14 protein-coding genes are annotated in these 14,260 nt (G+C 37.0%); 11 read left to right on the forward strand and 3 right to left on the reverse strand.

Going from position 1 to position 14,260, the window contains the following annotated elements; translation table 11 throughout:
• Positions 1-32: 32 nt before the first annotated feature.
• Complete coding sequence (locus tag MHH59_RS03275) at positions 33-557, forward strand: dihydrofolate reductase family protein (protein WP_002125224.1); 525 nt, start codon at positions 33-35, stop codon at positions 555-557.
• A 38-nt stretch (positions 558-595) separates the two neighbouring features.
• Here MHH59_RS03275 and MHH59_RS03280 read toward each other — a convergent pair whose 3' ends face one another.
• Complete coding sequence (locus tag MHH59_RS03280) at positions 596-1,966, reverse strand: sensor histidine kinase (RefSeq protein ID WP_340850823.1); 1,371 nt, start codon at positions 1,964-1,966, stop codon at positions 596-598.
• Positions 1,967-1,977: 11 nt separating this feature from the next.
• Positions 1,978-2,655, reverse strand: a complete 678-nt coding sequence (locus MHH59_RS03285) for a response regulator transcription factor (RefSeq protein WP_340850824.1) — start codon at positions 2,653-2,655, stop codon at positions 1,978-1,980.
• A 174-nt stretch (positions 2,656-2,829) separates the two neighbouring features.
• Between MHH59_RS03285 and MHH59_RS03290 the strand changes: the two genes are divergently transcribed.
• The 4 genes from MHH59_RS03290 to MHH59_RS03305 all read left to right on the forward strand — a co-directional run bounded on the left by MHH59_RS03290 (position 2,830) and on the right by MHH59_RS03305 (position 6,501).
• Complete coding sequence (locus MHH59_RS03290; RefSeq protein WP_340850825.1) at positions 2,830-4,077, forward strand: cell wall-binding repeat-containing protein; 1,248 nt, start codon at positions 2,830-2,832, stop codon at positions 4,075-4,077.
• A 156-nt stretch (positions 4,078-4,233) separates the two neighbouring features.
• Complete coding sequence (locus MHH59_RS03295; RefSeq protein WP_002125233.1) at positions 4,234-5,685, forward strand: SulP family inorganic anion transporter; 1,452 nt, start codon at positions 4,234-4,236, stop codon at positions 5,683-5,685.
• A gap of 65 nt (positions 5,686-5,750) precedes the next feature.
• Positions 5,751-6,173, forward strand: coding sequence for a universal stress protein (locus MHH59_RS03300; RefSeq protein ID WP_002010593.1), 423 nt, complete (start codon positions 5,751-5,753; stop codon positions 6,171-6,173).
• A 211-nt stretch (positions 6,174-6,384) separates the two neighbouring features.
• Positions 6,385-6,501, forward strand: coding sequence for a DUF4027 family protein (locus tag MHH59_RS03305; RefSeq protein ID WP_002125236.1), 117 nt, complete (start codon positions 6,385-6,387; stop codon positions 6,499-6,501).
• Positions 6,502-6,631: 130 nt separating this feature from the next.
• On the opposite strand, the gene glpT is transcribed toward MHH59_RS03305, so the two are convergent.
• Positions 6,632-7,981, reverse strand: a complete 1,350-nt coding sequence (gene glpT / locus MHH59_RS03310) for a glycerol-3-phosphate transporter (protein ID WP_002125238.1) — start codon at positions 7,979-7,981, stop codon at positions 6,632-6,634.
• Positions 7,982-8,252: 271 nt separating this feature from the next.
• Between glpT and MHH59_RS03315 the strand changes: the two genes are divergently transcribed.
• From MHH59_RS03315 to rbsA, 6 genes are all read left to right on the forward strand, one after another.
• Positions 8,253-8,711, forward strand: coding sequence for a MarR family winged helix-turn-helix transcriptional regulator (locus MHH59_RS03315; protein ID WP_002125240.1), 459 nt, complete (start codon positions 8,253-8,255; stop codon positions 8,709-8,711).
• A gap of 19 nt (positions 8,712-8,730) precedes the next feature.
• Positions 8,731-10,344, forward strand: coding sequence for an MDR family MFS transporter (locus tag MHH59_RS03320; protein ID WP_002125243.1), 1,614 nt, complete (start codon positions 8,731-8,733; stop codon positions 10,342-10,344).
• A gap of 138 nt (positions 10,345-10,482) precedes the next feature.
• Entirely contained in the window at positions 10,483-11,454 is a 972-nt protein-coding gene (gene rbsR, locus MHH59_RS03325) for a ribose operon transcriptional repressor RbsR (protein ID WP_002114118.1), read from the forward strand.
• A gap of 13 nt (positions 11,455-11,467) precedes the next feature.
• Positions 11,468-12,364, forward strand: coding sequence for a ribokinase (gene rbsK / locus MHH59_RS03330; protein WP_002010585.1), 897 nt, complete (start codon positions 11,468-11,470; stop codon positions 12,362-12,364).
• The gene (gene rbsD / locus MHH59_RS03335) at positions 12,361-12,756 is read left to right on the forward strand and encodes a D-ribose pyranase (protein ID WP_016126564.1); all 396 of its coding nucleotides are present in this window, start codon (positions 12,361-12,363) and stop codon (positions 12,754-12,756) included. Before rbsK ends, rbsD begins: the two co-directional genes overlap by 4 nt.
• 18 nt (positions 12,757-12,774) lie before the next feature.
• Positions 12,775-14,259: a ribose ABC transporter ATP-binding protein RbsA gene (rbsA, locus tag MHH59_RS03340; RefSeq protein ID WP_002125250.1), complete on the forward strand. Its 1,485-nt coding sequence runs from the start codon at positions 12,775-12,777 to the stop codon at positions 14,257-14,259.
• Position 14,260: the final 1 nt, after the last annotated feature.

Genomic DNA, 14,260 nt, shown 5'->3' on the forward strand with positions numbered 1-14,260 from the left:
TTTATCAATAGAAGCTGTAAGGAGGAAAAGATATGTCACGTGAAATTGTTTTATTTATTGCAGCGAGCTTAGATGGATTTATCGCGAAAGAAGATGATGATTTAGAGTGGTTAATGGAAACAGAAGGTGAGGGAGACAACGGTTATACAGAAATGTACGAAACAATTGATACGATAATTATGGGAAAGAGAACGTACGATTATGTGATAGAGCATACGGAAACATTCCCGTACCTAGATAAAAAATGTTATGTTTTTTCTAATTCAGAAAAAGGTTCAAACGAACATGTAGAGTTTGTAAATGAAGATGTATTAGAGTTTACAAAAAGGTTGAAAGAGCAGGAAGGATCTAAAATATGGATGGTCGGTGGAGGGAGTCTACTGAGAGAGTTCTTTAAGAATAATTTAATTGATGAATATGTTGTTACGATTACACCTCACATATTAGGTTCTGGAGTTCCGTTATTTAAAGAAAAGAATCCAGAAATTAATTTAACTTTAACGGATACGAAACGTTTTGGCCAATTCGTAAATTTATATTATAAAGTAAAGTCCTAAAGGATAAGAAAACACGACTATTGATGATAGTCGTGTTTCTATATAGATGGCAATGAAATTGTAAAGCAAGATCCGTGATCAATTTCACTTGTGACAGTAATATTCCCGCCGTGTAGTTCTACGATTTCTTTTACGATGGAGAGCCCTAAACCAGTGCCTCCTGTAGCTCTAGAGCGCGCTTTATCAACACGGTAAAAGCGATCGAAAATGTGAGGGAGGTCTTCAGGCGGAATACCTTCGCCTTCATCTTCAATTGTAATGGAAATACGTTTATGTTCTTCTGTAACAGAAATATTTATATGAGAATGTTCTTTTGAATGTCTATACGCGTTATTTAAAATGTTAGCCATAACTTGTTCAAAGCGTTGCTCATCTAGCTTTACTAAGAGTGAGGAAGGACATGTGAAAACAACTTTAATTTGTTTTTCTCCGTACATCACATTTATTTTTTCAGTGATGCGAGTAAGGAAGATGTGTAAATGCACTTCCTGTACTTGAATGAAAAAGTTATGCTTTTCCATTTGAGCGAGTGAAAATAAATCTTGGACTAAGCTTGTAATATAATCAGACTCGTCTTTTATAATGGATAAGTATCGTAAACGTTGCTCTGGGGGTGTGTTTTCTTTTGATGCAATGTCAGCATAACCTCTTACGTACGTTAATGGTGTTCGTAATTCGTGAGCAACACTTGCTAGAAATTCACTTCGCTCCGTTTTCATATAATGTAAATCATTTGCGAGAGTTTGGATAGATTGTGCTAGGTCACCAATTTCGTCATTTCGAGTAGTTGTTAATGAAACGGATAAATCGCCCTTACTCATTTTTTCAGTCGCTTGTTTCATGTGTAACAATGGTTTTGTTAACAAACGTGATAATAGAAAAATGGTGATGGCTGTTAATAGGAAAGTAATGACTCCAGCGATAATGAATTGCCGTGTGAGCCCGTTAACCATTTCTTCGATTGATTCCGTCCCGAGAAACATATATACATAGCCTTCCGTTTTTCCTGCCACTACAATTGGGCTAACTGTACATATATAATTAGATGTTTTCCAATGATTCTCTATAATTGCTCCATCATGATCTGTTCGTGTTTGCATTCCTTCAATATGTTTTTTTATAGTAGTATTTATTTCATTGGATTTAGCTAGTATTTCCTTATTTGCATTTGTAATAATAACAGTTGTTTCAGCTTCGGATTCCATTAAAGCAACATGGGAGATTGTTTGCCTGTCAAAATATTTTTCAAGGACATCTCGGTGACTATTTCCACGCTTTAATAAAGCAGTCATTTCTTCATTCACTCTATTGTTTACAAGGCTATAATAGAGCAAGACAAATAGAACACTTTCGATTAAAAGTGTAACAATTAGAAAATAAAATCCGAGTTGAATAGAAATTCGCTTCATCGTTTTGCTCCTTAGTTTTCAATATCAATCCATCGATATCCTACTCCGTAAACAGTTTTTAAATGGTGATCAATGGGGAAATTTACTTTTCGTAATTTATCACGTAAATTACGAATATGTGAATCGACTGTTCTATCTTCTGTATTTGTATTTAATCCCCAAATTCGTTCAATGAGCTGATCACGGCTTAATACGTAGTTCACATGACGTAAAAATAATCCGAGTAAAGAGAATTCGATTGGGGTGAGAAGAAGTTCTTCATTATGGACAGAAATGAAATGCTTGGCCTCATCCCATAAAATGCCGTGATATTGGATTTGTGCATGTTGATTGGTTCGGCGTAAAACAGCTTCAATTCTTGCGAAGAGCTCCTCTTCGTGGAATGGTTTCGTCACGTAATCATCTGCTCCAAGTTTGAACCCTTGAACGACATCTACCGTTTGATCACGAGCAGTTACCATAATGATAGGAACGTTACTAAATGATCGAATTCTTTTGCAAGTTTCCCACCCATCCATCTTTGGCATCATAATATCGAGTAAAATAAATTTGAAGTTTCGATTTTCTATATGTGAAATAGCTTCTTCTCCGGATACTGCACATACGCAGTTATATCCGATTGGAGTAAGATAAAGCGTTAATAATTCAAGCATTCTCGGTTCATCATCTACGAGTAGTATATCGATCATAGAGTACCTCCGCATTTGTAGTTATTACTTAAATTGTAAGTCAAAATCATGAAGAAATGGTGCAGATTATAATGCATCTGCATAATTTCTTCAGAATTGCTTGTTATTGTAAAGTTGAAATTCCATTTTAGGTAATAATATTGGCTCGAAAACGAATAATACGGAGGCGATATAGTGAAAAAGATGATCCGAATTTTGGGGATAACAATAATTGCAGCAGTCGGTCTTGCGGCATGCGGACAAACGAGTACAGATCATAAAAATCATGAATCTACAGAAGAGAAGAAAACAGAGCAAAAGGAAATGAAAATGAATCAGGAGGTAACTGCGCCGAAAGAAATGAATCAAGGTGCATCGAATGATTTATTAACGACAAGTTTAAAAAATGTAACGAGATTAAATACAAATGATCCTCTGCAAATGGCAGTATTAACTTCGCAAACGATATGGCCAGCAACGCATAAAGAGAATCAGCCAGGCGCTATTATTTTAGTGCCAGTGAACGAGTGGCAATTAGGTATTGCAAGTGCGGATCTTATTCATCACCCGAATAACGGACCGATTTTATTTATAGAAAAAGAAAAGGTACCCGAAATGACGTTAAAAGAAATAAAACGATTAAATCCGCTCGGAACGAAAGATGGAACGCAAATTATGGTGATGGGGGATATAGGGGCATCTAGCCTAGAGCAATTAAAAGAATATAAAGTAAAGCAAATAAAAGAAACGGACCCAGCTAAATTTGCTAAAGATGTTGATAAAGAATATGCCGATATAACAGGAAATTATCCAAATAGCGTTATTATCGGTTCGTCTGAAGAAGAAGGACGTTTATATACAACACCAGCTGTAAATTGGATTTCTCATATGCCAGAACCTCTTCTATATACTGAAAAAAATAAAGTGCCAGAAGCGACAATAGAGGCATTAAAGACGAGAAAAGATAAAGCGAATATATATGTGTTAGGACCAGAAAAAATCGTTTCGAAAGAAGTAGAAAAAGAGTTAAGTAAATATGGGAAAGTAACGCGTATTAGTGGGGAGACTCCAACAGAAAATTCGGTTGCATTTGCGAAATTTAAAGATGAAAAAACGAAATTTGGCTGGGGATTCACAAAACCAGGTCACGGTTTGTCATTTGTTTCAAGCAAAACACCAGACTTAGCAATTGCGGGAGCACCGTTTTCACATATGGGTAAACATGCCCCTGTTGTTTTGCTTGAGGAAGGAAAAGCTTCACAACCAGTTTATGACTTCCTTGCTACTATTCAGCCGAAGTTTAAAGATGATCCAACACTTGGACCATATAACCATGGTTTCCTATTAGGAAGTAGTAGTGATGTTTCATTTGAAACACAAGGTATATTGGATGAGAGGTTAGAAATTGTTCAGGAAAGTGGTCAAGGTTACGGTGGACATTAATGAAATGAGAAAAGACGCTGCTAAGGTAGCGTCTTTTCTTTAGGAAACTTTTACATAGCACAACATCCTTTGCTCGTTATATAATAGCCTTCGTGCAGTCGGCCTTGATTTTCTTATGGAGAAAATCAAATGATAAAAGAGTGGAGGAGTGTTACTTTGTTTCAAACTATAAAAAATGAATGGTTCTCAAATATGAGAGGGGACGTGCTATCAGGGGTTGTTGTTGCTTTAGCATTAATTCCTGAAGCGATAGCTTTTTCTGTTATTGCAGGTGTAGATCCGACGGTTGGATTGTACGCGGCCTTTTGTATTGCGGTTACAATTTCGTTTGTCGGCGGAAGACCAGGGATGATCTCGGCGGCAACGGGTGCGATGGCATTATTAATGGTCACTCTTGTGAAGGATCACGGTTTGCAATATTTATTTGCTGTGACAATAGTAACAGGTATTGTTCAAATTATTTTTGGAGTGTTCAAGCTGAGCTCATTTATGAAGTTTGTTCCTAAATCCGTTATGAGTGGTTTTTTAAATTCACTTGGAATTTTAGTTTTTACAGCGCAATTGCCGCATTTTAAAAATGCAACTTGGCAAATGTATGCACTTGTCGCATTAGGACTTGCAATTATATATTTATTTCCACGTATTACGACGGCTGTTCCGTCTACACTTATTTCAATTATTATTGTGACAAGCATTGCACTTATGAGCGGATTACAGTTAAAAACAGTAGGGGATATGGGAAGCTTACCGAAAGAATTACCGTTCTTTAGTATTCCTGATGTTCCATTTACACTTGAGACATTAGCAATTATTTTACCGTATTCAGTTATGCTAGCGGTTATAGGTTTACTAGAGTCATTATTAACGGCGTCGGTTTTAGACGATATGACACATACGGAAAGTAATAAGCATAAAGAGGCACGTGGACAAGGGATTGCGAACGTTGTTGCTGGTTTCTTCGGAGGAATGGCAGGATGTGCAATGATTGGACAATCTGTTATTAACATTAAATCAGGTGGTCGCGGGAGATTATCGACGTTTGTAGCCGGTGGTTTTTTAATCGTATTGCTATTTGTTTTAGGTGATTACGTTGTTCATATTCCGATGGCAGCTTTAGTTGCAGTTATGATTATGGTTTCGATTGGGACGTTTGATTGGAACTCTGTAGCGACGATTCATAAAGTACCAAAAGGAAACGCATTTGTTATGATCGTAACAGTTGTGATTGTCCTAATTACACATAATTTAGGATTAGGTGTAATTATCGGAACGATAATTAGTGCAGTTTTATTTGCATTCAATATGGCAAAGATTCACGTGAAACATTTGTATATTGAAAATAAGAAGATATACGAAATTCACGGCCAACTATTCTTCGCATCTACGGCAGAGTATATAAATGCTTTTTCATACAATGAAGATGTGAAAGAAATTGAGATGAACTTTACTAACGCACACGTATGGGATGATTCAGCAGTAGCGGCAATTGATAAAGTTATAATGAAGTATGAACAGAACGGTGTGAAAGTAAGGATCACAGGGTTAAATGAACGTAGCTCGAAGCTCGTTGCGAATTTAGCTACTTATAATAAGAGAATTGCTAGTTAGAAGCCTCCTTTTTAGGGGGCTTTATTATATAATACGGGTAGGATAACGAAAAGGGGATTCAGCATATGTACAAACAAATTTTATTAGCATGCGATGGTTCTGAACATGCACTTCGAGCAGCCGAGCATGCAACATATATTGCGAAATTTAACGAAGAAACACATGTTGAAGTTGTGTACGTAGTAGATAATAGAACGGCAAAGTCAGATATTATACAAGGACAAACGGATTTAGAAACAATATCAGCTAGTCGAAAAGATAAATTAAAAGAGATTGAGGGTTTATTAAAGAAAGAGAACATTTCCTACAAAATTACGATTCTACATGGCGATCCAGGAGATACGATTGTTCAATATGTAAATACAGGAGATATAGATCTTATTATTGCTGGGAGTAGAGGGCTAAATACACTGCAAGAGATGGTGCTTGGTAGTGTAAGTCATAAAATAGCAAAGCGTGTGAAATGCCCGGTTATGATTATAAAATAAAGTGAGATATTCTGTAGTGTAAGCAGGACCTTGATATAATTCGAGGTCTTTTTTGATGTATTAAGAGGGAGAATGTGGACAGAATATATATAAGTTTAAAAAAATGTTAACTTACAAATTTGTAAGTTAGCTGTCAGCGAAATCGATGTTATGAAATTTTTCCCATTGATACAATAAGAATATCAAAGGGGATATAGGGAGGATGGAAGGTATGAAATCATTTCAAAATTTGTCTTATAGCCAAGGGGTAAGTTTAATTTGTTTAGGTGGATTTGCTGGATCTGTTATGTTAGCTGTTTTAATAAAGATGTTTCAGCAAATGTTTTAATCGTATGAATAGAAGGGAAATGATTAATATAAATAGCAAGAGAAGAACGATAAATAAAAAATAGCTCTTAGCATGTAAGTAAATGCTGAGAGCTATTTTTATGTTTATTTTTCTACACATTATATTTTGTTTAAACTTCTTTTGATTTAGCAGATCCTGTATTTAAAGTAAGAGCAAGGAAGAACATTGCAAGCACACAAGAAGCAAGGAGCAAAATGAATCCGCCGTCCCATCCGAATCCATCTACAATAAAGCCCATAGCTGCGCTAGCAAAAGTAGCTCCCCCTAGGTAACCGAAGAACCCAGTTAACCCAGCGGCAGTTCCAGCAGCTTTTTTGGGTGCTAAGTCAAGCGCGTGAAGACCAATTAGCATAACAGGTCCGTAAATTAAAAATCCAATGGAAACAAGTGCGATACTATCAATGATTGGATGCCCAGCAGGATTTAGCCAGTAAACAAGAACGGCAATGAATACACCGACCATAAATAGAATGCCAGCAGGTGCGCGGCGCCCTTTAAATAGTTTATCACTCATCCATCCGCAAAGAAGTGTACCTGGAATACCAGCCCATTCGTATAGAGCATAAGCTGTACGTGAGCTACTGTGAGTAAAGCTTTTTTCTTCTACTAAATAAGTAGGAGCCCAGTCCACAACGCCGTAACGAACGAAATAAACAAAGACATTAGCGATAGCGATGTACCATAAAAACTTATTGTTTAATATGTATGTAAATAAAATTTCCTTTACCGAAAGTTCGCGTTCACGGTCCGCTACTTTTTCATCTGATGGATATTCCCCAGTATGTTCTTCAATAGAAGGTAATCCGCAAGATTGAGGTGTATCTCTCATCGTAATTAATACATAAATCCCCACCAAAATTGAAAGAATACCTGGGAAGTAAAATATACTTTTCCAGTCATTTGCAAAGAAATATAAGCCTAATGTAACGAGAGAAGGCATAAGCGCGCCGCCGACATTATGAGCGACGTTCCAAATAGACATTTTTGTACCACGTTCACTAATGGAGAACCAGTGAACCATCGTACGACCACAAGGAGGCCATCCCATACCTTGTACCCATCCATTTAAAAACTGAAGTACAAACATAAGTATAATGCTCGTTGTAATGAAAGAAAATGAGCCGAAAATAATATTAATGATACCGGATAAAAATAGCCCAGCTGCTAAAAAGTAGCGAGGATTACAACGATCGGATACGATACCCATAAGAAATTTACTTAATCCGTAAGCGATAGATACTGCTGAAAGGATAACCCCAAGTTCCCCTTTACTAAAGCCTTGTTCGATTAAGTATGGCATTGCGAGTGAAAAGTTTTTTCGAACAAAGTAGTAACCCGCATAACCGATGAAGATGCCTAAGAATACTTGCAAACGCAATTTGCGGTATTCGCTATCAGTGCGATCAGCTGGTAAGCGTTCTGCGTGGGGCGCAGGTTTAAATAATTGTGTGAAAAACATAAAATAAAAATCCTCCCCTAATTAATTGGAAGCGTTTTAAGACAGAGAGAATACAAAAAGGCTATGAAATATAAAAAAGTTCCCTTCTTTATGATTCATAGCCATATACTCCGATTCTCCGTGACTGTCAATATTAACTTCGACGAAAATTATACAACTTTGTGACAAGAATGTAAACGTTTTTATAAAGAAAGTTGTTGACGTATTTTGTTTGTGGGATTAATATTTAAATACGTTAAATATTTTATTGCTTAAATAAGAGGTGGATAACATGCCAAATGATATGACTCATATTGATAAGATTCAAGCTCTTACATTCGCTATAGGAAAGAAAATGCAAACAGAGCTATTAGAACAAATGCAAGCATCAGGACTTACACCACCGCAGTTTTATATTTTAAAGATTTTAGATCATTACGGAGCTTCAAGAGCGACACAATTGGCGGAGAAAATGTACGTGAAACCGAGCGCGATTACAGTAATGACTGATCGTTTAATTGATCATGGGTTAGTAGAGCGCTATCACGACGATAATGATCGCCGCGTTGTTGTCATTGAGCTAACGAAGAAGGGGAAAGCTACAGTAGAAGAAGCGATGGCGGCTCGTAATGAGCATATTGCAAAGTACTTCTCACACTTAGAATTACAAGAGAGGGAAGATTTGTTGCGCCTCTTTGAAAAGCTAGAAACAATTATTTGCGGGAAACCAGAGAAAAAAGAGAAAAACTAAGAGGAATTGAGGAGATTACATGGAGCAACAAGAAAATCAGAATAGAAAGTTGTTGTTAATCGGTTTAGTAATCGCAATGCTATTTGCTGCATTGGACGGAACAATCGTTGGTACAGCAATGCCGCGTATCGTCGGTGAACTAGGTGGATTAAGTTTAATGACATGGTTAACAACAGCTTACATGTTAACATCAACAACGGTTGTACCGATTGCAGGTAAATTAGCGGATTTACTTGGGCGTCGTAACGTATATATAGCAGGATTAATTATCTTTATGGTTGGTTCAGCGTTATGTGGTATGGCAAACGGTATGACAGAATTAATTATTTTCCGTGGTATTCAAGGTCTTGGTGGCGGTATTATGATGCCAATGGCTATGATTATTATCGGAGATATGTTCACGGGAAAAGAACGTGCTAAATGGCAAGGTATTTTTGGAGCTCTATACGGTCTTGCCTCTGTAATTGGACCACAAGTTGGTGGTTGGATTGTAGACGCAGTGAACTGGAGATGGGTATTCTATATTAACTTACCAGTTGGTATTTTAGCGACAATCTTCATTGCAATGGGATTAAAAGCACATAAACAAACAGGACCAATTAAAATTGATATCGCTGGAATCTTCACGATGATTCTCGGTGTTGTAAGTTTATTACTTGCGTTAACGTTTGGCGGAAAAGATTATGCATGGGGTTCTTGGCAAATTATCGGGTTATTTGCACTAGCTGCCATTGGTATTGTTAGCTTTATTATCGTTGAAACGAAGGCTGAAGAACCAATTTTACCGATGCACTTCTTTAAAAACCGCACATTTACACTACTGAATGCGATCGGTTTCTTTATGAGTATCGGAATGTTTGGAGCAATTATGTTCGTACCGTTCTTTATGCAAGGAATTGTAGGCGTAAGTGCTGCTGAATCAGGAACGATTATGACACCGATGATGATTACAATGATCGTTATGAGTATTATTGGTGGTCAGCTTGTATTAAAAATTGGTGTGAAACCACAAATTATTACAGGGATGCTTATTATGGCTAGTGGTTTCTGGTTATTAACAACGATGGATATGCACACAACTAAGCTTACCGCTACTTCTTATATGATGGTTATCGGTTTAGGAATGGGTCTTGTTATGCCGATATTAACATTAGCATTACAAGAAAGCTTCCCGAAAAAAGATCTTGGCGTTGTAACATCATCAAGTCAATTCTTCCGTCAAATCGGTGGAACGTTTGGGATTACAATTTTAGGATCAATTATGAATAATACTTCAGGCACAACGTTAACAAATAAATTAGTACCTGTATTAGACACATTCCCAAAAGAAGCGGGACAAATGGTAACAAAATTTAAAGATATGATTCATACAGATCCACAAAGTTTATATTCTATGCTATTTAGTCCAGAGGCATTAAAACAAATGCCAGAAGCATTTTCTAATAGCATCGTACCAATTTTGAAAAGCTCTTTAGTGGACTCACTTCATACTGTATTCTTAACAGGATTGGTATTTATCGTAGTAGGTGCTATCTTTACGATTTTCTTACAGAAAATTAAACTGTCTGATCGTAAAAAAGATGCTGAAGAGCCTGCTGTAGAAGAAAAGGAAAAAACTGTATCATATTCGTAATAAAAAAGCATCGCCTTATGGCGATGCTTTTTTTGAGTATAACCTTAAAAGCTTTTTAGTTAGAAATGATTGACGTATTTTTATAAATGCGTTATATTATTTTCTGTAAACGGTTACATGAAATGAGGAGAAAAGAGAATGAGTACGATTAAAGACGTTGCAAAATTAGCAGGGGTATCTGTTGCGACCGTTTCCAGAGTGTTAAATAAAAATGGATATGTCCATGAGGATACATTAAAGAAAGTAGAGCGAGCAATTGAAATGCTAGATTATAAGCCTAGTACAGTAGCGCGTTCTTTATATAATAAAAAGTCTCGTTTAATTGGCTTAGTTGTTCCAAATATCGTGAATCCATTCTTTCCGGAAGTTGCACGTGCTGTAGAAGATGTAGCACATAAGCAAGGTTACACAGTTGTACTTTGTAACTCTGATGAAAATTTAGAAAAAGAGAAGCAATACATTGATGTGCTTAGACAAAATAATGTGGACGGATTTATTGTAGCAACGAATCCACAAAATAGTGTTAATTACATGAATTTGTCTATTCCAGTTGTTGCGATTGACCGTATGTTTAATGAGCGCATTCCTACTGTATATGCAGATAACTATGCAGGGAGCCAGGCGGCGACAAAGTTATTAATAGACAAAGGGTGTAAACATATTGCACATATTCGTGGACCGCGTGATGTGAGCACAGCTAATGAACGTTTTGAAGGTTTTGTAGACGTTATTACGCAAAATAATCTTTCTTATATGATTGCAGAGAGTACATTCGATCCAGCTAATAGTGAACGGGTAGCGGTGGAATTATTAGAAGAATATCCGCATATTGATGGAATTGTTGCTGGGAATGATTTAATTGCAATCGGCGTTGTAAAGGCTGCACTTCAAAAGGGAATTTCTATTCCAGACGATTTACAAATTATTGGATTCGATGGAATTTCTTTAACTGAAATGATGTATCCATCTATTACGACTGTTGCACAGCCAATTTATGAAATGGGGAAAATTGCAACAGAATTGTTGTTAGAGCAGATGGAAGGGAATCCATTAGAAGAGAAACACTATCGTTTACCGATTGAAATTATAGAACGAAATACAACGAAGTAAGGAGATGAGACAGATGCCAAATATTGCAGTAGTAGGTAGCATTTCAATGGACTTAGTGGCTGTTTCAAAAATACGGCCGAAAGCAGGAGAAACAGTAATTGGTGAAGCGTTTCATACGATACCAGGAGGAAAAGGGGCCAACCAAGCAGTTGCTGCAGCTAGATTAGGAGCAAATGTAGCGATGGTTGGTGCAGTAGGAAATGATGATTACGGAACAGTAGTTAGAAAAAATTTGGAGAACGAACGCATTTTTATCGACTATGTGGTACCGGTTACAGATAGGACGACAGGAATCGCTCATATCGTTTTAGCAGAAGAGGATAACAGTATTGTTGTCGTACAAGGAGCAAATGCTCTTGTAAATGAGTCGATTGTAGATCGTTCAAAAGACCTTCTTGTAAAAGCTGATATGGTTGTTCTTCAACTAGAGATTCCGCTTGAAACAGTAAAATACGTTCTGTCTATTTGTGAGGAGCATAAAATTCCAGTTATGTTGAATCCGGCTCCAGCACAATTTTTATCAGAAGATATTTTAGAAAAAGCGACTTATATTACGCCGAATGAACATGAATGTCGCATCGTATTAAATGATTTCACATCACCAATTGAAGAGTTACTTGCGAAATATCCAAATAAGCTATTGATGACGGAAGGGTCTAATGGTGTTCGTTTCCATAACGGAACGGAAGTTGTTCAAGTTCCAAGTATTGCTGTAGACGTAGTAGATACGACTGGAGCAGGTGATACATTTAACGGTGCGTTAGCAGTTGCGCTTTCTGAAGGAGCAACACTTCAAAAGGCAATTCGTTTTGCAAATATTGCTGGTGGTCTTTCTGTAACGAAACTTGGGGCACAGGGCGGTATGCCAACGAGAGATAGAGTACGTGAAGTGCAGGTGATTGTCGGATGAAAAAGCACGGTGTATTAAATAGCGAAATTGCGGCAGTCCTTGCTTCACTTGGACATACAGATACGATTGTAATTGCTGATTGCGGGTTACCTATTCCTGATGGAGTAAAACGAATTGATTTAGCAGTTGAAATCGGAAAGCCTAGCTTTATAGACGTATTACAAGTAGTTGCTGATGATATGGCAATTGAAAAAGTGATGTTAGCAGAAGAAGTTATTATAAATAATGCAGAGGTAAATAAAGAAGTTGAGATGCGATTAATAGAGCCAGCATTTGAATATGTGTCTCATAAGGAATTTAAAGAGCATACAAAGAGAGCGAAGGCGATTATTCGTACAGGAGAAGCAACGCCTTATGCGAATGTTATTTTACATGCAGGCGTGATTTTTTAATAAAGGGATGTGATGAGAATGCATATTGAAATGAAGAACATTTCAAAAGCGTTCAGTGGTAATCCTGTTCTAAAAAACGCACAGTTTATGATTGAAACAGGAGAAGTCCATGCATTGATGGGGGAAAATGGAGCGGGGAAATCGACGCTCATGAAGATTTTAACAGGTGTATATAAAAAAGACAGTGGAACAGTCATGATTGATGGGAAAGAACGAACTTTTAAAAGTGCGAAAGAAGCTGAAGAGTATGGTATTGCATTTATCCATCAAGAGTTGAACATATTACCGAATTTAACGGTAGCTGAAAATATGTTTCTTGGAAAAGAGTTAATGTATGGGAAAACGGGCATTTTACGTACGCGTCAAATGAATGCGATTGCCCAGCAACAATTAGCAGATCTTGGTCTACATGTGAGAGGTGCTATGCTAGCAGGTGAATTATCAGTTGGACAACAGCAAATTATTGAAATTGCTAAAGCATTAATGACAAAGGCGAGCGTTATTATTATGGATGAACCTACAGCAGCATTAACAGATCGCGAAATTGAAACTCTGTTTATTGTTATTAATAAATTGCGTAAAGAGGGCGTTTCATTCGTTTATATTTCACACCGGATGGAAGAAATTTTTTCAATATGTGATGCTATTACGATTTTGCGTGATGGAGAATATGTAGGGAAAAGATTAATTCCAGAAACGTCATTTGATGAAGTAGTTAGCATGATGGTGGGCCGCAGTATTGGTGAACGTTATCCAGAACGAAATAGTCAAATTGGCGAAGTGATTTTTGAAATGCGAAACGGAACGAAAAAAGGAAAATTTGAAAATGTTTCGTTTCAAGTTAGAAAAGGTGAAATCCTTGGTGTTGCGGGCTTGATGGGAGCTGGTCGCACGGATATTATGAAAGCAATATTTGGATATGAACCGCTCGATTCAGGAAAAATTTTCATGAATGGACAAGAAGTAAAAATTGATAGTCCAATTGATGCGATTAGACAACGAATTGCCTTTATTACAGAGGATAGAAAATCTGAAGGGCTTGTGTTAGATTTTTCGATTCGTGAAAATTTAGCTTTACCAAATTTAGAAAGTCTTTCAAAGGGAAGCGTGGTTAATAAAGGTTTAGAACGGCAATTTACAGAGGATATGATGAAGCTTCTTAATGTGAAAGCAGCAAACGGAGAGCAAGCTGTCAAATCTCTTTCTGGTGGAAATCAGCAAAAGATTGTAATTGCAAAATGGTTAGGTATTCATCCGCAGTTACTCATTTTAGATGAACCAACGAGAGGTGTAGATGTTGGGGCTAAAAAAGAAATTTACTCTATTATGAATAAGCTTACCGAGCAAGGAGATGCCGTTATTATGGTATCGTCTGAGCTTCCAGAAGTTTTAGGAATGAGTGATCGAGTTCTCGTCATTCATGAAGGGAAAATCGGTGGTATTTTAGAGAAAGATCAGGCATCGCAAGAGTCTATTATGGCACTAGCTACAGGGGGAGAGTAAG

It is taken from the genome of Bacillus sp. FSL E2-0195, assembly GCF_038003645.1.
GTDB classification, from domain to species: Bacteria; Bacillota; Bacilli; order Bacillales; family Bacillaceae_G; genus Bacillus_A; species Bacillus_A mycoides.

What these genes read in the sequence shown, in the direction of transcription:
- MHH59_RS03315 (WP_002125240.1), top strand. Translation starts at nt 8,253, where the DNA reads ATGCCAAATGATATGACTCATATTGATAAGATTCAAGCTCTTACATTC.
- MHH59_RS03285 (WP_340850824.1), bottom strand. Translation starts at nt 2,655, where the DNA reads ATGATCGATATACTACTCGTAGATGATGAACCGAGAATGCTTGAATTA.
- MHH59_RS03280 (WP_340850823.1), bottom strand. Translation starts at nt 1,966, where the DNA reads ATGAAGCGAATTTCTATTCAACTCGGATTTTATTTTCTAATTGTTACA.
- rbsR (WP_002114118.1), top strand. Translation starts at nt 10,483, where the DNA reads ATGAGTACGATTAAAGACGTTGCAAAATTAGCAGGGGTATCTGTTGCG.
- MHH59_RS03305 (WP_002125236.1), top strand. Translation starts at nt 6,385, where the DNA reads ATGAAATCATTTCAAAATTTGTCTTATAGCCAAGGGGTAAGTTTAATT.
- MHH59_RS03320 (WP_002125243.1), top strand. Translation starts at nt 8,731, where the DNA reads ATGGAGCAACAAGAAAATCAGAATAGAAAGTTGTTGTTAATCGGTTTA.
- rbsA (WP_002125250.1), top strand. Translation starts at nt 12,775, where the DNA reads ATGCATATTGAAATGAAGAACATTTCAAAAGCGTTCAGTGGTAATCCT.
- MHH59_RS03300 (WP_002010593.1), top strand. Translation starts at nt 5,751, where the DNA reads ATGTACAAACAAATTTTATTAGCATGCGATGGTTCTGAACATGCACTT.
- MHH59_RS03275 (WP_002125224.1), top strand. Translation starts at nt 33, where the DNA reads ATGTCACGTGAAATTGTTTTATTTATTGCAGCGAGCTTAGATGGATTT.
- rbsK (WP_002010585.1), top strand. Translation starts at nt 11,468, where the DNA reads ATGCCAAATATTGCAGTAGTAGGTAGCATTTCAATGGACTTAGTGGCT.
- glpT (WP_002125238.1), bottom strand. Translation starts at nt 7,981, where the DNA reads ATGTTTTTCACACAATTATTTAAACCTGCGCCCCACGCAGAACGCTTA.
- rbsD (WP_016126564.1), top strand. Translation starts at nt 12,361, where the DNA reads ATGAAAAAGCACGGTGTATTAAATAGCGAAATTGCGGCAGTCCTTGCT.